This is a genomic window from Comamonas testosteroni TK102 (genome assembly GCF_000739375.1).
Classification (GTDB): domain Bacteria; phylum Pseudomonadota; class Gammaproteobacteria; order Burkholderiales; family Burkholderiaceae_C; genus Comamonas; species Comamonas brasiliensis.
In genome coordinates this window covers 3,513,333-3,533,486 of record NZ_CP006704.1, presented here as the reverse complement: position 1 = coordinate 3,533,486, position 20,154 = coordinate 3,513,333, and the positions used below count along the sequence as shown (strand labels likewise).

Below are 20,154 nucleotides of genomic sequence, written 5' to 3'. Positions count from 1 at the left end.
TGCTGCGCTGCGCCGTGAGGGCGACGGTTCCGGGCAATTCCGCCCTTGCAACCGGAGAACCGTCATGAACGACAAATCACACGTTTCCCTCGAACAGCACGTTTGCCTGGTCTGCGGCACGGCGTTCGACACCGGCGCGATCCTGCTGGACAAGCGCCTGCGCGCGAGCATGGAGCGCCACACGGCGACCGGCTGGGGCCTGTGCCCCGAGCATCAGAAGCTGGCCGACGATGGCTTTGTCGCGCTGGTCGAATGCGATCCGCAGCGCAGCGGGTCGCATGCTGGCGGGCGCATGAAGCCCGAGCAGGCATACCGGACGGGCCGGCTGGCCCATCTGCGGCGCACGGTGTTCGCGCAGGTGTTCAACGTGCCGATCGCGGACGAGCAGGCTTGCGTGTTCGTTGAGCCTGGCGTGATCGAGCAGTTGCAGTCGATGACAGCGCCGGCGGCGGGCTGATTGCGTCGTGCGGCCTTCGGTGCGTCGCTCCTTCGCGGGCGGCGCACTTTTTCATATCCCCCCAGGGGGGATACAATTGCCACATGAACGCGACACACAAGCACTCAACCCATCCCGATCTCGTGAAGCGGCTGAAACGCGCCGATGGTCATCTTCGGCACGTCATAGGGATGATCGAAAGTGGCGAATCCTGTCTCGACATCGCCCGCCAGCTCGCGGCGGTGGAAAGCGCGGTGACGGCCGCAAAGCGCGTCCTGATCCACGACCACATCGACCATTGCCTGGCCCATGACGAAGACTCCGTTTTGACCGAAATGAAGGCACTGACCAAACTGCTCTGAGGCCCGCCGATGCTCTCCGTCCTGAAGAACCGTACCTATCGTCACCTGTTCGCCGCTCAGGTGATTGCGCTTGTCGGCACCGGCCTGATGACGGTGGCCCTTGGCCTGCTTGCCTACGATCTGGCCGGGGCGAATGCCGGCGCGGTACTCGGGACGGCACTCGCAATCAAGATGCTGGCCTATGTCGGAGTCGCCCCGGTCGCGCAGGCGTTCGCCGACCGGCTGCCGCGACGGTCGTTGCTCGTTGCCCTTGACCTAGTACGAGCATCCGTTGCGCTCTGCCTGCCCTTTGTCAGCGAAATCTGGCAAATCTATCTGCTGATCTTCGTCTTGCAGGCGGCGTCCGCAGGCTTCACGCCGACCTTTCAAGCCACTATCCCGGACATCCTTCCCGACGAAGACGAGTACACGAAAGCACTGTCGCTTTCCCGGCTGGCCTACGATTTGGAAAGCCTGATTTCCCCGATGCTGGCCGCCGCGCTACTGACGGTCATCAGCTTCCACAACCTGTTTGCCGGAACGGTTCTCGGCTTCCTCGTGTCAGCCGCGCTTGTGGTCAGCGTGAGGCTTCCCACAACCGTTCCCGGCCCGTGTCGTGGCATATGGGATCGTACTACGCGGGGCACGCGCATTTACCTCGCCACGCCGCGCCTTCGGGGTCTGCTGGCGATCAGCCTCGCTGTGGCAGCAGCGGGGTCAATGGTGATCGTGAACACGGTGGTCATCGTGAAGGCACGCTTTGGCCTGGGCGAATCCGAGGTAGCGTGGGCGCTGGCGGCCTTCGGAGGCGGGTCGATGGTTGCGGCCTTCGCGCTGCCTCGCCTGCTCGACAAGATTGCTGATCGACCTGTCATGATTGCGGGAGCGACGATGCTGGTTGTGGGAACGGCAGCCGGGGCAATGATTCCGACCTATGCCGTTCTGGTGGTGATCTGGTTGGTGGTCGGCTTCGGCTACAGCGTGGCGCAAACACCTTCCGGCCGGCTGTTGCGCCGCTCCGCTCATCCCGAGGATCGCCCCGCGGTCTTTGCCGCGCAATTCGCCCTGTCCCATGCGTGTTGGCTCATTTGCTATCCCTTGGCCGGTCGCTTCGGCGCTGCCTTTGGGCTGCAATCGACCTTCATCATCATGTCGCTGATTGGTCTTGTCGGAGTGGGACTGGCGCTGTGGCTCTGGCCCGCTAGTGATTCTTCCGACATCGCCCACGATCATCTACCGCCAGATCATCCTCACTTGCGCGAACAAGCAGACCGAGGCGGGCACCGTCATCCCATGATCGTTGACGATCTGCACCGGGACTGGGCGCGCATTTAAGAACTGCCCGCCTTTCACATCGCTGATGCCTCCGGCCCGGATTGCTATTCGGGCCTGCGCGCTTCGCTTGCCAAAAACCGCGTGCGTGGAGGTGCGAGGGAGGCGGTCTTGCTGTCCCCTTCATCGTGCCACGGCGTTCTCGCCGTCAAGGGCTGCGCGCCGATGGCGCTTGCGTCCTGGCGGCCGTCGTTGACCCCTGACTGCTTGCGCTGCGCCGTGCCCCGGAAGGGTCGGGCAATTCCGCCCGGCAACCTTTCAGGAGTTCACCATGAACAACGCACTCATCACTGACGAGCAGCGCATCGTGCTGCTGGCCAACGGCCGCGAATCCTTGGAGAACCCGGACTTCGATCCGGCACCCGTCGTCAAGCTGTTCACGCCGGATGCCGGCGCGACCTGGCTGCTGACCGAGATTGATCCCGATGACCACGACCACGCCTTTGGTCTTTGCGACCTGGGCCTGGGGATGCCGGAAATCGGCTGGGTCAGCCTGGGCGAGCTGGCGACCGTGCGCGGCAGGCTGGGCCTGCCGATCGAGCGCGACCTGTCTTTCCGCGCCGAGAAGCGGTTGAGCGCCTACGCGCGCGATGCCCGGTTGGTCGGGCGTGTCGTCGTCTGAACCAGCCCTTGGAGCGCCGCAAGGCGCTCCTTGCGCTTTCCCAACCTTCGCAGGAGATCAATGCCATGAGCAGCCATCACGACTACATCATCGAAATCACGGCGCAACACGATGCGCTCAAGCCGTTCGCGCCGGAGAACGGTCAGCCCTTGCGCTTCAAGATCGGCGACGCGGTGATCTACACCAACGAGTTTGGCGCGCAGTTCCGGCGCCGCGTCACCGGGTTCTACCAGCCTACCGAGCCTTCGGGGCTGTATGCGCGTGGCAGGCGCTACTACCTGAACTCGACTTCGCCTTGGATGCCGGTTGCGGAATCCAGCCTGCGTCCTGACGACTCGGCGTGATGCCTAAGTGCCCCTGACGGGGCGCTGCGCGCTGCGCTTGCCTCCAGGGGAAAGCCCTGCGGGCTATCCCCGCCGCGCGGAGCTTGGCGCCCCTCAAAGGCCGCCGAACCGGCTGCGCCGGATCGGCCAGACCGCAGCAGCCGCTGTCGAACCTGTTTCCCGATGACTGGCGCATGAGCTTGTACATCGAGCCTTGGAGTCCGTGCGTCCCCGGCCAAGAAACATGGCCGGTCGCGCTGTCGTGCGCGTAGCGCATCGAGCCGCCTGCGGCGTCTCGCCCCTGACGGGCTTCCATCGTTCCCTCGCTCCGCTCGGCTGACGCCTCCGGCCCGGATTCCTAGATCCGGGCCTGCGCGCTTCGCTTGCCGTGCTGTCGGCGTGCTGAGGGGCCGTTGCCATGTCCAACCGTCTCCCCTGACTTCATCACCTTCACCGCGACTGTAGCCCGCGGCCGTGTGCCGTCAAGGCGCGCAGGGCCGTGTCCTCGGCTGCGCCTGCGGGCCGCACCAACCCTGCGCTTGCCTCCTTGACGGCCCCCGTCCGCGCGCTCCTGACCGTCGCGGGCGATGAACTCAGGAAAGACGGTGGCAACAGGGCCAACCGGGTTCCTCGTGCCGACCGCACCGAACCGCCGAAAGGCTGGGCTTCCGAATCTAGGAATCCGGTGTGCGGTGAACAGCAACCCCTTTTTTCTTTGTCAGGAGAAATGCCATGCAACTCGCATCCCGCTTCGCTTCCCGTTCCCCGGTGCTGCGTTCGGAACGTCCCTTGTCCGACGACCAAATCCGGGCCGTGGCCCCGTCCATCTTCGCGGACGCCCCGCACGAAAGCCGCTCTGAGCGGTACAGCTACATCCCCACCGCGACCGTGCTGCAAGAACTGCGCGGGGAAGGCTTCGAGCCTTTCATGGTGACGCAAACCCGCGTGCGCCACGACGACCGCCGCGACTACACCAAGCACATGATCCGGCTGCGCCACGCCAGCCAGATCAACGGCCGCGAGGCCAACGAAATCATCCTGCTGAACTCCCATGACGGCACCAGCAGCTATCAGATGCTGGCCGGGATGTTCCGCTTCGTTTGCAGCAATGGCCTTGTCTGCGGCGACACCGTGGCCGACGTGCGCGTGCCGCACAAGGGCGACGTAGCCGGGCACGTCATCGAAGGCGCTTACGAAGTCCTGCACGGCTTCGACCGGGCGCAGGAATCGCGCGATGCCATGCGCGCCATCACGCTCGACGCCGGGGAATCCGAAGTGTTCGCCCGCGCTGCGCTGGCGTTGAAGTACGACGAGGACAAGCCCGCGCCCATCACGGAATCGCAAATCCTGATGCCACGCCGCCACGACGACGACCGCCGCGACCTGTGGAGCGTGTTCAACCGCACGCAGGAGAACTTGACCAAAGGCGGCCTGTCCGCCCGCGCCGCGAATGGCCGCCGCCAGACCACCCGGCCCGTGCAGGGCATCGACCAAAGCGTGCGCCTCAATCGCGCCCTGTGGCTGCTGGCCGATGGCCTGCGCCAGTTGAAAGCCTGAATCCCCACGCGGCAGGGGCAGGCAGCAGCCCTTGCCGCTTCTCTCGCTGCTGCATCCCAACCGCAAGGAGTTATCACCATGAACGCTGTACTCAAAACCGAAACCGTCGCCATCGAAGCCGCCGCACCGCTGGAAGTGGCCGATCCGACCAAGAACCTGATCTTGGTTCCGCTGTCGCAACTGTTGCCGCGCCGCTCCAAGCGCAACGTCCGCACGACCCCGCGCCAGTCCATCCCCGAGCTGGCCGCGAGCATTGCCCGCATCGGCCTGCTGCAAAACCTGATCGTGATTGCATCCGCCGATGGCGAGGCTTACGAGGTGGTGGCAGGCGACCGCCGCCTGACCGCCTTGAAGCTGCTGGCGAAGAAGAAGCGCATCCCCACTGACTACGAAGTGCCGTGCCTGCTGGTGGCCGATGCGTCCGCCCGCACCGTCAGCCTCGCGGAGAACGTGCAGCGCGAGAACATGCACCCCGCCGACCAGTTCGCGGCCTTCGCCGCGCTGGTCAAGGAAGGCCGGCCCGTCGAGGACATTGCCGCCGACTTCGGCGTGTCCCCGCTGGTGGTGCAGCGCCGCTTGAAGCTGGCGAACGTCTCGCCGCGTCTCATGGCCGACTACCGGGCCGGTGGCGTGACGCTGGAACAGTTGATGGCCCTGACCATCACCGATGACCACGCCGCGCAGGAAGCCGCGTTCTATGGTGCGCCGGAATGGCAGCGCAGCCCGTCCAAGCTGCGCGAGCGCCTGACCGAGCGCGAAATCGACGCCACGCACGCGCTGGTGCGCTTCGTCGGGCTGGACACCTACCGGCAGGCAGGCGGCGGCATCCGCCGCGACCTGTTCGCGGAAGGCGATGCCGGAACCTACCTCACCGATACCGCAGTGCTGGAAACGCTGGTGCGCGACAAGCTGGCAACGCTGGCCGAGGACGTGCGCGGCGAGGGTTGGGCATGGGTGGAGGCCGTGCCGCATCTGGCCTACGAGGAACGGCAAGCGTTCCAGAACGCCCCGCGCCATCGCCGCGAGCCGACCACCCGCGAGGCCCGCCGCATCGCCTCGCTGGAAACCCGCCTCGAAAAGATCGACGCCGAACTGGAAGAAGCCTGCGACGCCGAGGACGAGGCCAAGGCCGAGAAGCTGGAACAGCGGCGCGATCAGGTGGTCGGGGAACTGCAAGACGCGGAGGACGCCTTACAAGGCTATGCGCCCGAGGTGCGCGAGGTGGCTGGTGCCATCGTCACCATCGACCGCAACGGCGAGGCCGTCATTCATCGCGGCCTGCTGCGCGAAGCCGAGGCCAAGGCGCTGCGCACGCTGGAAAAGCTGCGGCGCGGTTTCGGCAGCACCGAAGGCGAAGCCGCCAACGACGAGCACGAGGACGCCGACGACGCGCCCAAGGCCGCGAGCCTGTCCGACCGGCTGGCGCAGCGATTGAGCGCCCACCGCACGGCGGCGCTGCAAATCGAAGTCGCACGGCATCCGCACGTCGCGCTGGCCGCGCTGGTGCATGACATGGTGCAGACCGTCTTGCAGCCCGACGCCTATGGCGATGGCCTGCCGCTCGGCGTGCGCCTCACGGCGCAAGACCGGCTGGAAGGCATGGCCCCGGACTGGCCGGAATCGCCTGCTGCCGTGGCGCTGCGCGAACTGCAACAGGTGGCAGGTGAAGCCTTGCCGGAGGACAGCGCCGAACTGCTCGCCGTGCTGCTGGCGAAGTCGCAAGACGAACTGGTGCGGCTGCTGGCCGTGTGCGTGGCCTCCACGGTGGACGTGGTGACGCCTCGCGCCACGCCGCACCAGCCCGGCGCAGAACTGGCGCAGGCCGTGGGCCTCGACATGGCCGCATGGTGGAAGCCGACCGCAGAAGGCTACTTCAAGCACGTTCCGAAGGCCGTGATTCTGGATGCCGTGGGCGCGTTCGCACCGGAATCCGTCACCCGGCTGGCGAAGCTCAAGAAGGCCGACATTGCCAGCGAGGCCGAGCGGCTGGCCGATGGTACGGGCTGGATGCCCGCCATCTTCAAGGCCGCAGGCCCGCAGGATGCCGCGCAGGAGGCAGGCCCGGAGCAGGACGCCCCGGAAGATGCCGAAGCAATGGCGGATGAACCCGCCGAGGCGCTGGCCGCTTGACCCGCGCCGAAGGCAAGCGCCCCGGCCTCGACCGGGGCGCTTCGCTGGAAGGAGAAGCCCCCATGACCCGCACCACCACCCGCCGCCCGCGCATGGCGGCGATCTACGCCCCCGGCACTGTGCGCGCCCGCCGCTGGCACGGCGCAGGCGACGTGCGCGGCTACCGTCCGCCCTCGGGCTGGACAGCCCGCGCCGACCTCACCGACATTCATCCCATCACAGGCCGCGCCTTGCCGCGTGCCGTGTGGTGGCTCATCGAGACGAAGGGATAACCGCGATCAGCACCGCGCCCAGGCCGTACCGTCCTGGGCGCGGTGGACGCAAAATCCGGGCGCGGCAGTGGCCGCGCCCGGTGTTCCAAGCCCACAGCCGAATCGGAACGCCGCCGCCATCACGGCAGTTCAGGCGGCGGCGTTGACGTGACCGGGCTTCCCGCCCGGCGATGGCAGGCCCGCATGGGCCTGCAAGCCGAAGCGCCCGCAGTGCGCAGGAATCACCCGCAGTTTTCGGCTTGCCGCGTGCATACCCCGCAGCGTAAGCCGCGCCCATTTCATCAGAGGCATGTCCGCGTTTCCTGCTTGGAAATCTGGAACGGCCTGGGCGTGTCGGCGCGCAGCGCCGCCGGGCTTTCGGGCTACGCCCCGTGCCGTCTTTGCCGTCACGGCCCATTCGGCTTCAATCCCTCACGCCTTCGCGCCTGCGGCGCTGCGCGCTTCGCTTGCCTCCAGGGGAAAGCCCTGCGGGCTATCCCCGCCGCGCGATGCTTGGCGCCCCTCGATGCCGCCGAACCGGCTGCGCCGGATCGGCCCGGCCCGCGCCCCGCCGCGACGGACGGGGCGCTGGCGAACACGCTGGCGCTTGCTGCGGCAGGTTGTGCAGGTGCATGCCGTCCTCAACGCTGGCGGTGCCTGCCCATCACGTCACGAAGGAGGTTCACGGACAACCCGCCCGGCATCGCTATGGAGCTTCCACGCCACGCCTCAAGAGCGGCGCCGCAAGGTGCGGCAGGGGCGTTCTCGCCTGTCGTCGGGTGGTTGACCTGGCCCGCGTCAGCGGGCGAGCCGGCGAAGCCTTCGGGCGGGGATGCCGAGTCGGCCCCATCTCCTTTCGGAGCGGTTCGGCCCAAGGCGTCCTTGTCTCGTTGTGAATCCTGGCGGGGCGCGGCTGCGCCTCGGGCTTCATGGCTGCAACCGTCCGGCGAAAACAATTTCCCCGCCGCTGCGCGGCTTCCTCGCGCAGCAAATTCTTTTCGCCTCCAGGCTCTCCACTGCGTTTCGACCGCAAGCGGTGCAGCCAGCCCGTCCCCCGCCGGCCGGATCACAACAAGGACGCGATGGGCGCGAACCTTGTTCAACCGAAAGGAGAAATCATCATGGCCAACATCGGCACCTTCACCGCAGACAAAGACGGCTTCACCGGCACGCTGCGCACCCTGACGCTCAACGTCAAGGTCAAGCTGGTTCCCAACGACAAGGGCAGCAGCGAGAACGCCCCCGACTTCCGCCTCCAAGCCGCCGGCCACGACATCGGCGCGGCGTGGAACAAGACCAGCGAGGCCGGGCGGGAATACAAGTCCGTGACCCTCGACGATCCTTCGTTCCCGGCTCCGGTCTATGCCCGCCTGATCGAAGGCGAGGACGGTACGCACGACCTGATCTGGTCGCGCAGCAAGCCCCAGGCGGCGTGACCGCCGCAGCGCCCCGCCCATCGCGGCGGGGCGCTGTGCTGCTGTTCGCAGCACATCACCACGTCACGCGCGCGGCTTCGCCGCGCCGCGCTCCTTCAGCACCGCCTCCAGCTCCCGGCGCACCTGCGCCAGCAGCTCGTCGGCCTTGTGCGGGCTGTCGCCCGCGTAGGCCAGCGTCAGCAGCGTGAGCGGGTGGATCTCCATCACCTCGCACAGCTCGGCCAGCTTATGCAGGGTCGGGCTTTTCAGGTCGCGTTCGAGGGTGCTCATATAGGTGCGGCTGGACACGTCAGAGAAGGCTTCCTGGCTCAAGCCACGCGCCTTCCTGACTGTCTTCAACGCCTTCGCCAATGAGTTCCCAGCCGCCACCTATGGTTTCCCTCGAAAAACCAAGATGACAGCCCATTGCGCCCTATAGGGCTACAATCTATAGTGTTCATTTGGTGTTCTACGTTTTCGTGCCTTTACGGAAATCCGCATTTGCTGGTTCCAGCAAAGCCACGCAAGCGCATCCGTGCTTGCACACGAAGGCGTAAATCCGGTTTGGCGGTTCTGCGCTTGGGCGTGAAACCGCATCCGTGCATCATTGGATTTGTGGGATTGCCAACCATGCCCCAGCCACTCGCCACCGTCCCGGAGCGCGCGCAACTGCTCGCCAACGGCGAGGCTCGTGCCGCCGGCCAGGCCATCGACCCGGTGCCCGTGGTGCGGCTGTTCACGCCGGACGCGCATGTGACCTGGCTGCTGGCCGCACTCGATCCCGCCGATGGCGACACCGCCTGGGGCCTCATCGACCTGGGAATCGGAATGCCGGCGCAAGGAACCGTCAAGCTGTCCGAGCTGGCTGGCATCGTCGGGCCGCATCAGCAGCCCGTGATGCGCGACCGCTACTTCCGGCCCACGCGCACGCTGTCGGAATACACCCGGCTGGCCGAGCGCGACGGGGCTATCCCGGACTGAACACAGCCTACTGTGACTTTTTCAGTCTGGTGTCATACCGGGCAGGTCTCAATCGAGATTCTTGCGGCGTAGCCGCGCCAGTCTGATCCAAACGGACATGATGCCTGACGCGGACTGCGGCAGGCTGGCCTGTACGGCGTCCCACGGGAGGGACGCTGCCGCCGCAGCATTGAGACGAATACCGCAACGCATCGGAGCCAGTCGGACTTGACAGCCCAACTATTCCCTTAACCCATTTCGTTCTGATGACACCGATGTAGCACGTAGTTCTTCCGTCGCGGCCAGTCCTGTTCGCAGGGAGGTTGCGTCATGGTCGATCGCAGCGCCGAGCACTGGTATCCGACTGCCGCGTATCTGTACGTGCTGCACTTGGACGACCTTGGGACGGCCTGGGAATATCTGCGCAGAAACCCCGATTACCGGCTCGACTGGCTGCGCCATCATCGCCGGCCGAAAGCCGCGCAGCAGGCGGCGCATCGCTGGGGCTTGCGCCTGCTGGAAGATCCGGCGTTGGATGCGCGCGACGCGCATCCAGCCTGGTTGCCCGGCCATGTGGCCGTGGTGCAGCTCTATCCCGACGCCGATCCGCCGCAGTATGCTCCCGCGTTCACGTTTTGGCGCATTGCCGGGCACAAGCAACTGCTCCATGACGGCAAAGGGCTGGCGCTGATGGCGCACAGCCCAGGTCATTGCCTGCGCTTCGCGCTGGCGCCCGGCCTGGAAGACGGGATGGCTGTCGCCTATGCCCGCCGCGGCGGCGCCGCCGCACCTGCGCGCAACCATGCGCTCGGCGCGGCCCTGGCTTCTGCGAAGCCCAGGCCGGCACCCGCCGCGCTGCTTGAGCTACACACCTTGCAGGCGCTCGACGCAACCCTAGCGGGTGCGTCCTTGCGCGAGGTGGCCGAAGGCTTGTTCGGCGGCGATGCCGCAGCCGATTGGTACAGCGACGGCGGCCTGCGCTCCAAGGTACGCCGCTTGGTACGGCGCGGCGATGCGCTGATGCGCGGCGGCTATCGCCGCCTAGCACAGCTTCCGCCGCTTGAGAAGGGTCGTTTTGAGGACGACGCAAAACGGCCCTGAGCAGGACAGCTTGGTTTTCTGAGACTGCCTCCATCCGGTTGCGCTGTGTGGCCGGAGCTTTGAAAGCTATGGAGGTTCACACCATGCGTCCCGCTCCTTTGCGGCCTGCCGCCACTGTCTCGACCGCTGCCGCGCAGCCCCAACGCTATCTCACCAACGACGAAGCCGCCGAGTACCTGCGGCTGTCGCCGCGCACGCTGGAAAAGCAGCGCGTGATCGGTGGTGGTCCGAAGTTCCGCAAGTTCGGCCGCCGCGTCATGTACGCGGTGGCCGACCTCGATGCCTGGGCCGACCAGCGCAGCTACGAGGCCACGTCCGACCCGGAATATGCCGAGCGTCACGCGGGCGACTACCGTGATGGCCGCTGATCGTCGGCTCGCCGGTGGCCATCGTCATGTCCAGCCCATCGCTGCCGTCGGGGCAGCGATCGCAGCAGCGGGAACAGCTCGACCTGTTCCGCGCGCTGCCGGGCGACGGCATGGCGCCGCGCGACAGCCAGGACTTGATGGCCTTTCCGTTCTTCTCGCTGGCGAAGTCGCGGCGCACGGCGCCGATCGACTTCCGCAGCGGGAACATCACCATCCGCGTGGAAGGCACGGCCGAGCACGGCATCGCCACGATATGGGATGCCGACGTGTTGATTTGGGCGGCCTCGCAGATCGTGGAGGCGCGCGACGCAGGCATTCGCCCGTCGCGCTGGATACACGCCACGCCCTACGAAATCCTGCGCTTCATCGGGCGCGGCACGTCCTTGAACGACTACCAGCGCCTGAAAGCCGCGCTCGACCGGCTGCAATCGACCAGCGTGGCGACTTCCATCCGCGAAACCACCGGGAGGCGCTTGCACCGCTTTTCGTGGGTGAACGAATGGCGCGAGCTGGCCGACGCCAGCGGCACGCCGCTGGGCATCGAGCTGATCCTGCCGGACTGGTTCTATGCCGGCGTGCTCGATGCCGCCCTGGTGCTGACCATCGACCCGGCGTATTTCCGGCTCACGGGCGGCATCGAGCGGTGGCTGTACCGCCTGGTGCGCAAGCACGGCGGCAAGCAGTCATACGGCTGGCAGTTCGACTTTCGCTACCTGCACCAGAAATCCGGCAGCACCGCCAAGCCCTACGACTTCGCCTGCGACCTGCGCGCGCTGGTCGCGCGGCAGTCGCTGCCCGGCTACGTCCTGGGCATCGAGCGGATGCCGGACAACGGCATGGAGCTGCTGACATTCCGGCCCGTGCCGCAGACGGCACGGGGATAACTCCGGGAAAGCCTGTAAATGGTGTCGTGCTATCAGGCGTGCGGGGTATCGTGCTATCGGGCGTGGGACTATCGTGCTATCAGGCGTGCCGACCGGCTGCAAACCCGCGCCAGCACTGGGTTTGCGCGTCCTCTAACTTCCCTAACTTAATTTCTCTAACTTTTAGTAGGGAAGCGCCGCTGCGGTGGACAACTACCACGCGGCCAAAAACGCAGCAGCAAAAGCCCGGCTTTCCAACACGGAGGGCCGCGCCATGATCGTCGCTCTGCTCAACCAGAAAGGTGGCGTGGGCAAGACCACGCTCGCCACGCACATCGCCGGCGAGCTGGCGATGCGCGGACAGCACGTCGTCCTGCTGGACGCCGACCCGCAGGGTTCATCGCTGGACTGGACACAGCGCAGAAGCCAGCAAGGCTTGCCACGGCTGTTCAGCGCCGTGGGCCTTGCACGCGAAACGCTGCATCAGGAAGCGCCAGAACTCGCCAGGCGGGCCGATCACGTCATCATCGACGGCCCGCCACGCATCGCGGCACTGGCGCGCTCCGCGCTGCTGGCGGCCGAGCGCGTGCTGATCCCCGTGCAGCCCAGTCCTTACGACCTGTGGGCCAGCGCCGAGATGGTGGCGCTGATCCGCGAGGCGCAGGTCTTTCGGCCTGCGCTGCGCGCGGCCTTCGTCATCAATCGGCGCGTCAGCACCACCGTGATCGGGCGCGAAGCGCGCCAGGCGCTTGCTGACCAGCCGCTTCCTGCGCTGCGCGCGGAAGTGCATCAGCGCATCGTGTTCGCCGACAGCGTGGCCGCTGGCCGGCTTGCACGCGAGACGGCACCGGACAGCGCCGCCACCCGCGAAATCACCGCACTGGCGGACGAACTGCTGCGGTGGCCGACATGACAGCGAAGCCGCCACCGAACAGCAAACGCACGGCCAAGCGCGTCGGCATCGGCGCGCGTCCGCCCGCGAATCCGCACGCCGAGGCGTGGATTCGCCAGGGCGACGCCGATGCGCTGAACAAGGGCGACCTCTACACGGCACGCCTGACCCTCGACATCACGCCCGCCATGCGGGCGCGCATCAAGGTTTCCGCCTTCACGCAAGGCGTGACCGTAGCCGACCTGCTGCGCGGCCTGCTGGAGCGGGAGTTTCCAGAACACCGCAGGGAGAACACGCCATGACTGCATCCGCTTCGTCTGCTCCCGCGCCTGTTGCCTTCGCGGCTACGGCTGAGCTCGCAGTACCTTTCGACCAGCCTGCCGGCGCGCCGCTGACGCGCGTGGCGCTGGCCTACATCGAACCGCGCTTCAAGCTCTACCTGCGCTTCGGTGAACCTGCGCGCACGCACCAGCTCGACCGCTGGCGTCGCTGCGCGGTGTTCCTGCCAGGCGCCATGTTGTGCCTTATCCGCTGGCAGGCCAACGACTACGGCACCGTTCGCTGGCAGCTCATGGTGATGCAGGCTTGTACGCCGCTCGATGCGGCACAGCGCATCCCCGGCGTGCAGCCCGGCGCACGCCTGCTGCTGCACGCCGAGGGCGAGAACCAGGTGCGCGCCGTGCTGGAGCGCATCGACGCCATCGAGGCGCTGGACATCGCCCCCGCCGCTGTCTCGCCCGCGTACTGGCGCACGCTCGCCAACCGGCTCGCTGCCCGCCTGCCGCTGCCCGAATACACCGCCGAGCGGCACGCTGCCTGGCTAACCGGGAGGACGCTGCCATGACGCTTCCATCCGCCGTTGCCAGCGCAACCGGCATCCCGCCGCATCCTCGCTCGCGCCTGCGCGCTCGCCTCGTGTTGGCGGGCCTGTCCGCCTGCGGCCTCGCTGCGCTCGCCTGGGCGTCCTTCGTGCATCCGCTGCCGCGCCTGATCTACAACCCGTCCGACAGCGTGGCGGTCGGCTGGTATCGCGTCGATCCGCAAGGCCACGGCACCGACTCGCCGCCACGTCCCTTGTCCGTGGGCAGCATCGTCCTGACCACGCTGCCGCCAGACGCCGCCGCGCTGGCCGCGCAGCGCGGCTACCTGCCGGCGCGCGTGCCGCTGCTCAAGCGCGTGGGCGCCGTCGCGCCGCAGGAGGTGTGCAGCACTGGCCGCGTCGTCCGCATCGACGGCGTGCCTTCGGCCGCCGTGCTGCCTGCCGACCGCTGGGGCCGGCCGCTGCCATCCTGGCAGCAATGCCGCCGCCTCGAATCCGGCGAACTGTTCCTCTTGAGTGTGACCAACCCGGCGTCGTTCGACAGCCGGTATTTCGGGCCGGTCAGCGCATCCGCCGTGATCGGGGTCGCGCATCCAGTCTGGCTGGAATCCCGCCCATGATGGCCGCCGACTCGCTGCACGTTGCCGTGCATCTTGTCGTGCCATCGGGCGTGTCGCTCTGCTGGCCGTCGCCGTGTCGTCGCGCGTGCAGTGCGGGTGCATTCGCACCGCACTTCGCGCTGCCTTCGGCGCAGCCGTCCAACGTGCAGGCGTCTTGCCTCGAACGCGCCCGGCCTATGGCCGTCGCCGCGTTCGCCGGCGCGCTGGCTGCTCGCGCAGCAGCACCGCCGGGCCGCCGCTGCCCGGAGCGCCAGCGAGGGGCAAAGGCGGAAGGCAAGACAAAAGGGTTCGGCACCTGTCGGCCCGCAAAGCCAGTCTGCACATGGGGGTGGCGCGACACGCAGCAGCTTCGCCACCGTGCCGCGTGGGGCGCGAAGCCCGCGCCGATGCGGGCATGTCCGCGTGCTTCGCACGCCCGGACACGCCAGAACTTGCAAGGAGCACAGCCATGACCGACCGTCGCGACGACGATTTCCGCATCCGTCCCAGCGCCCCGAAGAACCGGGGCCAGAGCTTCGTCTCCAAGGTACTCAAGCAGGCGGGCAAGGCCAGCAGCGGCAAGTCGGCGGTGCGCCGTCCTGGTGGCAGTAGCAAGAGTGCCGGCTCCGGCCAGCGGCCCGGCTCACGCTTGGGACGCGGCCACACGGCGGCGCGCTTCGCGGGGGCGAAGCTCACGTCCATGTCGCGGCGTGTGACCATCAAGACGCTGCTGCTCAATCAGCACCGAACCAGCCCGCAGTCGCTTGCCAAGCACCTGCGCTATATCGAGCGCGATGGTGTGGGCCGCGATGGCGAGTCGGGCCAAGCCTACGGGCCGCAGACCGATGCCGCCGACCTCGATGCGTTCAAGGAACGCTGCGCCGACGACCGGCATCACTTCCGCTTTATCCTTTCGCCCGAAGATGGCGCGGAGCTGGAAGACCTGCGCACCTATACCCGGCACCTCATGGGTCGCATGGAGGCCGACCTTGGCACGGGCCTCGATTGGGTGGCCGTCAATCACTGGAACACCGACAACCCGCACACGCACATCGTCGTGCGCGGGTGCGACGACACCGGCAAAGACCTCATCATCGCGGGCGACTACATCGCCGATGGGTTCCGCCATCGCGCCGCCGAACTGGCGACCGAATGGCTGGGGCCACGCACCGAGCTGGAGATCCAGCAGACCTTGCGGCGCGAGGTGGATCAGGAGCGGTGGACGAGCCTGGATCGCACCTTGAAGCGCGAGGCCGGCGACGATGGCATGGTGCATGTCGAACGGCTCAACGAACCCCGACTGCAACGCCAGCGTCTGCTGCTGATCGGCAGGTTGCAGCGTTTGCAGCGCCTGGGCCTGGCCGACGAGGCCCAGCCCGGCACGTGGACCGTCCACAACGATGCGGAAAAGACCCTGCGCGCCCTGGGCGAGCGCGGCGACATCATCCGCACCATGCAGCGGGCCATGCGCGGCGAGCCGCGCGAACTGGCGGTGTTCGAGCCTGGGGACGATGGCCGAACCATCCTCGGCCGCGTGGCCGCGAAGGGGCTGGCCGACGAACTGCACGACCGGGGCTATCTGGTCATCGACGGCGTGGACGGCAAGGCCCACTACGTTGCGCTCAACGCCCGCGACGAGCTGGCGAACTATCCGACCGGCGCCGTGGTGGAGGCAAGGAGATCGGCTGACGTGCGCGCGGCCGACAAGAACATCGCCGCGTTGGCGAGCGATGGCCTGTACCGCACCGACCACCACCTTGCCATCGCGCAGGGTCAGGCCGTGCCCGGCCGCGATCCGCAGGAAGTGGTCGCGTCCCACGTCCGCCGGCTGGAAGCCTTGCGCCGTGCCGGTATCGTGGAACGGGTGGCCGAGGGGCTATGGAAGGTGCCGGACGACCTGCCCGAGCAGGGCCGTCGCTACGATGCGCAGCGCCTGGGCGGCGTGGCGGTGGAGCTGAAATCGCACCTGCCCATCGAGCGGCAGGCCCGCGTGATCGGAGCCACCTGGCTCGACCAGCAGTTGATCGGCGGCGGCTCGGGCCTGGGCAACCTGGGCTTTGGCAGCGAGGTCAACCAGGCGATGCAGCAGCGCGCCGAATTCCTGGCCGAACAGGGGCTGGCAGAGCGGCGCGGGCAGCGCGTAATCCTCGCGCGCAATCTATTGGCGACACTACGCGATCGGGATGTGATTCGGGCTGCCAAGGATATTGCCACCGAAACCGGGCTGGAACACCGTCTGGCGGCCGATGGCCAGCGCGTGACCGGCATCTACCGGCGCAGCCTCATGCTCGCCAGTGGCCGCTTTGCCATGCTCGATGATGGTATGGGGTTCAGCTTGGTGCCATGGACGCCGGTCATCGAACAACGACTCGGCATGCTGATTTCTGGGCAGGTACATGGTGGCACCCTATCCTGGCAAATCCGACGGCAGCAGGGTTTATCCGTTACCTGACGCCAGCAGCGATTGAGCACCTACCGACCGGATGCGTCTACAGCCGTTCAGCGTCCGGCAAACTGCGGGACTCGCTTTGCGACGAACGCGTGAACCGCTTCCAGCGAATCTGTGGTTTTCGAGGCTCGATTCATTTCGGCCGCCTCCAGCCTCAATGAGGTCGCCAGATCACTCTCGAAGGCAGCGAGTTGCAGGCGCTTGGCGCCCGCATAACCTTGCGTTGGTCCGACCGAAAATTGCACCGCCATACGCCGCGCTTCGCCCAGCAGGCTCTCGCCAGGAACCACTTTCTCGACCAATCCCCAGGCCAAGGCCTCGTTCGAACTGACTACGCGATTGGTCAAGATCATGTCTCGTGCGCGTCGTCCACCCACTGCGCGTGGAAGTAGCCAGCTGATGCCGAAATCCCCCGCGTATCCGAGGCCGGTATGGGCCGCCACAAACTTCGTCCCACTTGCGGCAATCAGGTAGTCAGAAGGCCAAGGCAAGCCCGAGACCGCCTCCGGCTACCGCGCCTTGTACGGCGCAGACTACCGGGAACGGCAGGCTGGCGAATTGAGGAATCATGCTTTCGGCCACTCTCAGTTCGTCATCGACCAAGGTAGACAACGCATCGCCTGCGGCCACCATTTCTTCGATGTCGCCTCCGCAACTGAACATCCGGCCCTCGCCGCGCAGCGGCAAAGCTCGGATCGAGCCATCGCGTTCGACATCTGCAATGACACCAGCGAGCACGTTTACGACCGACGTGCTCAACGCATTCATTTTTTTGGCGAGTTGAGTGTTATGGTCGCGACGGCACCATTCTTTTCGAGAATTACCGGATTTCCAGGCATGCTGACGTTCCCTGATTGATCAAAATTTCAGCGTCAGCGTCAGCGCGGCGCCATGCGAATGGCACCATCCACACGAATGGACTCGGCATTCATGTAGCCGCAAGTAACGAGAAACTCGACGGCCTGCGCGAATTCATCGGGGTCGCCTAAACGCTTGGGGAAGGGCACGCTGGCCGCCAGCGCCTGTTTGACGTTGTCCGGCAGACCCAGCAGCAACGGTGTACCGAAGATCCCCGGCATGATGGTGTTGATCCGGATCCCTTCGTCCATCATGTCGCGCGCGATTGGCAGGGTCATGCCCACGATGGCTGCCTTGCTGGCCGCATAGCTGGCCTGGCCGACCTGGCCGTCCTGCGCGGCGGCCGAAGCAGTGTTGACGATGGCGCCGCGGTCGCCATCGGCCAGCGGCGCGAGCGTCAACATGCCCGCAGCTGACTTGGCGATGCAGCGGAAGGTGCCCACCAGGTTGATCTGAATGATGCGATTGAAACGATCTGCCGCGCATGGGCGGATTTCGCCGGTTTTCTTGTCGCGGCTGACAGTCTTGACGGCATCGGCAGTGCCGGCGCAGTTGACCAGAATGCGTTCCTGCCCAATGGCCGCGCGGGCCTTGGCGAAGGCGGCGTCCACCTGCTCCTCGGACATCACGTCCACATTGCAGTAAACGCCGCCGAGTTCGCTAGCCAACGCCTGGCCGACGGTTTCGTTCATGTCGAAGATGGCGACTTTGACGCCATGGCTGGCCAAACGCCGGGCCGTGGCGGCTCCCAGGCCGGAAGCGCCCCCGGTGATGACGGCAGAGATGTCGGAGTTCAGTTGCATGGTTTTTCCTCGATGGGTGAGAAACAGGCGTTATTGGCCGGTAAAGTTGGGTGTGCGCTTGCCTAGGAATGCCGCTTGCCCTTCCAGGTTGTCGGCCGAACGCAAAGCGACGAGGAAATTGCGCTTCTCATGCTCCAGGCCTTGCGCGAGCGGAGTCTCAAAGCTGGCCAGTGCCGCATCTTTCGCCAGCGCCACGGCCAGCGGCGAATTGGCTGCAATCCGGTTGGCCATCGCCAACGCCGTCGGCAGGGCCTGGCCATCAGCCGTCACTTCGGCGACCATGCCTGCATCGCAAGCCTTGCGGGCGTCGATGAAATCGCCGGTCAGCAACAGGGCCATGGCCTTGGACTTACCGATAGCGTGGATCAGGCGCTGCGTGCCCCCGGCACCCGGAATGGCGCCCAGCTTGACTTCCGGCACACCAAAATTGGCAGACTCGCCAGCGATCGCGATGTCGCAGGCCAGCGCTAATTCTGTGCCGCCGCCCAGCGCGAGCTTTTCCACCGCTGCGATGACGGGCTTGGGGAAGCGCTCCAGTTCCGACCAAAAGTGGCCGCCTGCTGCCGCACGATCGCCCAGCAGTGGCTCGGCGCGCAGCGCATCGAAGGCCGTGATGTCGGCCCCGGCGCAGAACACGCCCTCGGCGCCGGTGATGATGACCGCGCGCACGGTATCGTCGTCGCGCAGTTGCACAAGCTGCGCACGCAGGCCATCGAATACCGCGCGGTTCAAGCTGTTCTTCGCGCGCGGGCGGTTGATGGTCAAGGTGGCGATGGCGCCATCGCGGCTGACGAGCACTTCGCTGGCTTCGCTCATGGTGGCCCCGCTCATCCAAGCCGCTCGATGATGGTGGTGTTGGCCGTGCCCGAGGCCTCGCAAATCGTCTGCAGGCCATAGCGGCCGCCCCGGCGCTCCAGCTCGCACAGCAGGTCAGTGAGCATGCGCGCGCCGGTAGAGCCCAGCGGATGGCCGATGGCTATCGAGCCGCCGTTGACGTTGAGGCGGTCGTCCAGGATGCCGAACTCCTGCTGAAACATCAGCGGCACGCCGCCGAAGGCCTCGTTGACTTCGAACAGATCGATATCGTCGAGGGTCAGACCCGATTCCTTCAGTGCCTTGCGGGTGGCGTCGAGCACGGCGGTGAACTGGATCACCGGGTCGGCGGCTGCCACGGCGGTGCTGACGAAGCGCGCACGCGGCTTCAGGCCGTATTGCTTGGCGTAGGCACGGCTGGCGATCAGCAGCGCGGCGGCACCGTCGCTGATCTGCGATGAGTTGGCGGCCGTGGTGGCGCCGTCGGCGGCAAACACGGCTTTCAGCGTGGCCATCTTCTCGGGGTTGGGGTCCGCGCGCACGCCCTCGTCGGCGGCGACGATCGGGCTGTCCGGATCAGCCGGATCCTCGGTCAGCCGCACCAGTTGATCCCTGACGCGGCCAGCCTGCGAGGCCTCGGTGGCCCGCCGATGGCTACGCACGGCGAAGGCATCCAAGGCCTCGCGCGTGAGACCGAAGCGCTTGTTCATCAACTCCGAGGAAGCGCCCTGCGGTATCAGCGGGTTGTCCTGGTAGCGCGCCAGTTCGCTCGGGCTGTATTGCGAGCCCAGCGGCGCGCCGGGCTTGAACGACGGCGGCATGGGGGCCTGCGACATCGACTCGACCCCGGCACCGATGACCAGTTGGTAAGCGCCCGCCCGGATGCCATGCACGGCAAAGCTCACCGCCTGCTGGCCCGACCCGCATTGCCGATCGACCGTCACCGCCGGCACGGATTCGGGCAGCCCCGCCGCCAATACGGCATGACGGCCCAGGTTGCCGTGCTGCTGGTCCCACTGCAGCACGCAGCCGACGATCACATCGTCCAGATCGGCCGGGTTGATGCCGGAGTGCTCGACCAGTTGGCGCAGCGTCTCGCCCAACAAATCGACGGGATGCCATTTCTGCAGGCGCCCGCCGCGCTTGCCCACGGGGGTGCGCAGCGCACCGACGATGACGGGTTCATGGTCATTCATGTTGTTCTCCTGGTTCAAAAGGTTG

25 protein-coding genes are annotated in these 20,154 nt (G+C 66.7%); 18 read left to right on the top strand and 7 right to left on the bottom strand.

Going from position 1 to position 20,154, the window contains the following annotated elements; translation table 11 throughout:
- The first annotated feature begins 64 nt into the window (after positions 1-64).
- The 8 genes from O987_RS15970 (at position 65) to O987_RS15935 (ending at position 7,013) form a co-directional block, all read left to right on the top strand.
- The gene (locus tag O987_RS15970) at positions 65-457 is read left to right on the top strand and encodes a hypothetical protein (protein WP_043373402.1); all 393 of its coding nucleotides are present in this window, start codon (positions 65-67) and stop codon (positions 455-457) included.
- 83 nt (positions 458-540) lie between these two features.
- Complete coding sequence (locus tag O987_RS15965) at positions 541-798, top strand: metal-sensing transcriptional repressor (protein ID WP_003111693.1); 258 nt, start codon at positions 541-543, stop codon at positions 796-798.
- A gap of 9 nt (positions 799-807) precedes the next feature.
- Positions 808-2,112 carry an MFS transporter gene (locus O987_RS15960; protein ID WP_038206985.1) on the top strand — a complete coding sequence of 435 codons (1,305 nt, stop codon included), beginning with the start codon at positions 808-810 and terminating at the stop codon, positions 2,110-2,112.
- A gap of 268 nt (positions 2,113-2,380) precedes the next feature.
- Entirely contained in the window at positions 2,381-2,731 is a 351-nt protein-coding gene (locus tag O987_RS15955; RefSeq protein ID WP_023114168.1) for a DUF2958 domain-containing protein, read from the top strand.
- 65 nt (positions 2,732-2,796) lie between these two features.
- Complete coding sequence (locus O987_RS15950) at positions 2,797-3,075, top strand: hypothetical protein (protein ID WP_023114169.1); 279 nt, start codon at positions 2,797-2,799, stop codon at positions 3,073-3,075.
- A gap of 711 nt (positions 3,076-3,786) precedes the next feature.
- Complete coding sequence (locus O987_RS15945) at positions 3,787-4,611, top strand: DUF932 domain-containing protein (protein WP_017677013.1); 825 nt, start codon at positions 3,787-3,789, stop codon at positions 4,609-4,611.
- A gap of 78 nt (positions 4,612-4,689) precedes the next feature.
- Positions 4,690-6,741, top strand: a complete 2,052-nt coding sequence (locus O987_RS15940) for a ParB/RepB/Spo0J family partition protein (protein ID WP_023114170.1) — start codon at positions 4,690-4,692, stop codon at positions 6,739-6,741.
- A 62-nt stretch (positions 6,742-6,803) separates the two neighbouring features.
- Entirely contained in the window at positions 6,804-7,013 is a 210-nt protein-coding gene (locus tag O987_RS15935; protein WP_023114171.1) for a hypothetical protein, read from the top strand.
- Between the two features lie 129 nt (positions 7,014-7,142).
- Here O987_RS15935 and O987_RS29100 read toward each other — a convergent pair whose 3' ends face one another.
- Positions 7,143-7,304 carry a hypothetical protein gene (locus tag O987_RS29100; protein ID WP_023114172.1) on the bottom strand — a complete coding sequence of 54 codons (162 nt, stop codon included), beginning with the start codon at positions 7,302-7,304 and terminating at the stop codon, positions 7,143-7,145.
- An 809-nt stretch (positions 7,305-8,113) separates the two neighbouring features.
- Here O987_RS29100 and O987_RS15930 point away from each other — a divergent pair.
- Positions 8,114-8,428 (top strand): DUF736 domain-containing protein, encoded by a 315-nt coding sequence (locus tag O987_RS15930; RefSeq protein ID WP_023103964.1) that lies wholly within the window; start codon positions 8,114-8,116, stop codon positions 8,426-8,428.
- A gap of 63 nt (positions 8,429-8,491) precedes the next feature.
- On the opposite strand, the gene O987_RS15925 is transcribed toward O987_RS15930, so the two are convergent.
- Positions 8,492-8,797 carry a helix-turn-helix domain-containing protein gene (locus O987_RS15925; protein WP_023103963.1) on the bottom strand — a complete coding sequence of 102 codons (306 nt, stop codon included), beginning with the start codon at positions 8,795-8,797 and terminating at the stop codon, positions 8,492-8,494.
- Positions 8,798-9,037: 240 nt separating this feature from the next.
- On the opposite strand from O987_RS15925, the gene O987_RS15920 reads away from it, so the two are divergent.
- The 9 genes from O987_RS15920 to O987_RS15880 all read left to right on the top strand — a co-directional run bounded on the left by O987_RS15920 (position 9,038) and on the right by O987_RS15880 (position 16,462).
- Positions 9,038-9,388, top strand: a complete 351-nt coding sequence (locus tag O987_RS15920) for a DUF2958 domain-containing protein (protein WP_023103962.1) — start codon at positions 9,038-9,040, stop codon at positions 9,386-9,388.
- Positions 9,389-9,697: 309 nt separating this feature from the next.
- Positions 9,698-10,468, top strand: coding sequence for a DUF2285 domain-containing protein (locus O987_RS15915; RefSeq protein WP_023114173.1), 771 nt, complete (start codon positions 9,698-9,700; stop codon positions 10,466-10,468).
- Between the two features lie 83 nt (positions 10,469-10,551).
- On the top strand, positions 10,552-10,836 hold the full coding sequence (locus O987_RS15910) for a helix-turn-helix transcriptional regulator (protein ID WP_043376554.1): 285 nt from the start codon (positions 10,552-10,554) through the stop codon (positions 10,834-10,836).
- Positions 10,837-10,862: 26 nt separating this feature from the next.
- Positions 10,863-11,720: a replication initiator protein A gene (locus O987_RS15905; protein ID WP_051962306.1), complete on the top strand. Its 858-nt coding sequence runs from the start codon at positions 10,863-10,865 to the stop codon at positions 11,718-11,720.
- 253 nt (positions 11,721-11,973) lie between these two features.
- A complete protein-coding gene (parA, locus tag O987_RS15900; protein ID WP_043373395.1) occupies positions 11,974-12,612 on the top strand; it encodes a ParA family partition ATPase in 639 nt (212 codons plus the stop codon).
- Positions 12,609-12,893 (top strand): hypothetical protein, encoded by a 285-nt coding sequence (locus O987_RS15895; RefSeq protein WP_043373393.1) that lies wholly within the window; start codon positions 12,609-12,611, stop codon positions 12,891-12,893. Before parA ends, O987_RS15895 begins: the two co-directional genes overlap by 4 nt.
- Positions 12,890-13,435, top strand: coding sequence for a DUF2840 domain-containing protein (locus O987_RS15890; RefSeq protein ID WP_043373386.1), 546 nt, complete (start codon positions 12,890-12,892; stop codon positions 13,433-13,435). Before O987_RS15895 ends, O987_RS15890 begins: the two co-directional genes overlap by 4 nt.
- Positions 13,432-14,031 (top strand): S26 family signal peptidase, encoded by a 600-nt coding sequence (locus tag O987_RS15885; protein ID WP_023114176.1) that lies wholly within the window; start codon positions 13,432-13,434, stop codon positions 14,029-14,031. The genes O987_RS15890 and O987_RS15885 overlap by 4 nt, the downstream gene beginning before the upstream one ends.
- Before the next feature lie 448 nt (positions 14,032-14,479).
- Complete coding sequence (locus O987_RS15880; RefSeq protein ID WP_043373384.1) at positions 14,480-16,462, top strand: relaxase/mobilization nuclease domain-containing protein; 1,983 nt, start codon at positions 14,480-14,482, stop codon at positions 16,460-16,462.
- Between the two features lie 47 nt (positions 16,463-16,509).
- Here O987_RS15880 and O987_RS29690 read toward each other — a convergent pair whose 3' ends face one another.
- The 5 genes from O987_RS29690 to O987_RS15860 all read right to left on the bottom strand — a co-directional run bounded on the left by O987_RS29690 (position 16,510) and on the right by O987_RS15860 (position 20,129).
- Positions 16,510-16,902 carry an enoyl-CoA hydratase/isomerase family protein gene (locus tag O987_RS29690; protein WP_268746964.1) on the bottom strand — a complete coding sequence of 131 codons (393 nt, stop codon included), beginning with the start codon at positions 16,900-16,902 and terminating at the stop codon, positions 16,510-16,512.
- 31 nt (positions 16,903-16,933) lie between these two features.
- The gene (locus O987_RS29685; RefSeq protein WP_253279286.1) at positions 16,934-17,227 is read right to left on the bottom strand and encodes an enoyl-CoA hydratase/isomerase family protein; all 294 of its coding nucleotides are present in this window, start codon (positions 17,225-17,227) and stop codon (positions 16,934-16,936) included.
- A 110-nt stretch (positions 17,228-17,337) separates the two neighbouring features.
- Positions 17,338-18,120 (bottom strand): SDR family NAD(P)-dependent oxidoreductase, encoded by a 783-nt coding sequence (locus O987_RS15870; RefSeq protein WP_015014604.1) that lies wholly within the window; start codon positions 18,118-18,120, stop codon positions 17,338-17,340.
- Positions 18,121-18,150: 30 nt separating this feature from the next.
- On the bottom strand, positions 18,151-18,951 hold the full coding sequence (locus O987_RS15865) for an enoyl-CoA hydratase/isomerase family protein (protein ID WP_034386985.1): 801 nt from the start codon (positions 18,949-18,951) through the stop codon (positions 18,151-18,153).
- Positions 18,948-20,129: a thiolase family protein gene (locus O987_RS15860; RefSeq protein WP_027015144.1), complete on the bottom strand. Its 1,182-nt coding sequence runs from the start codon at positions 20,127-20,129 to the stop codon at positions 18,948-18,950. The genes O987_RS15865 and O987_RS15860 overlap by 4 nt, the downstream gene beginning before the upstream one ends.
- Positions 20,130-20,154 lie beyond the last annotated feature (25 nt).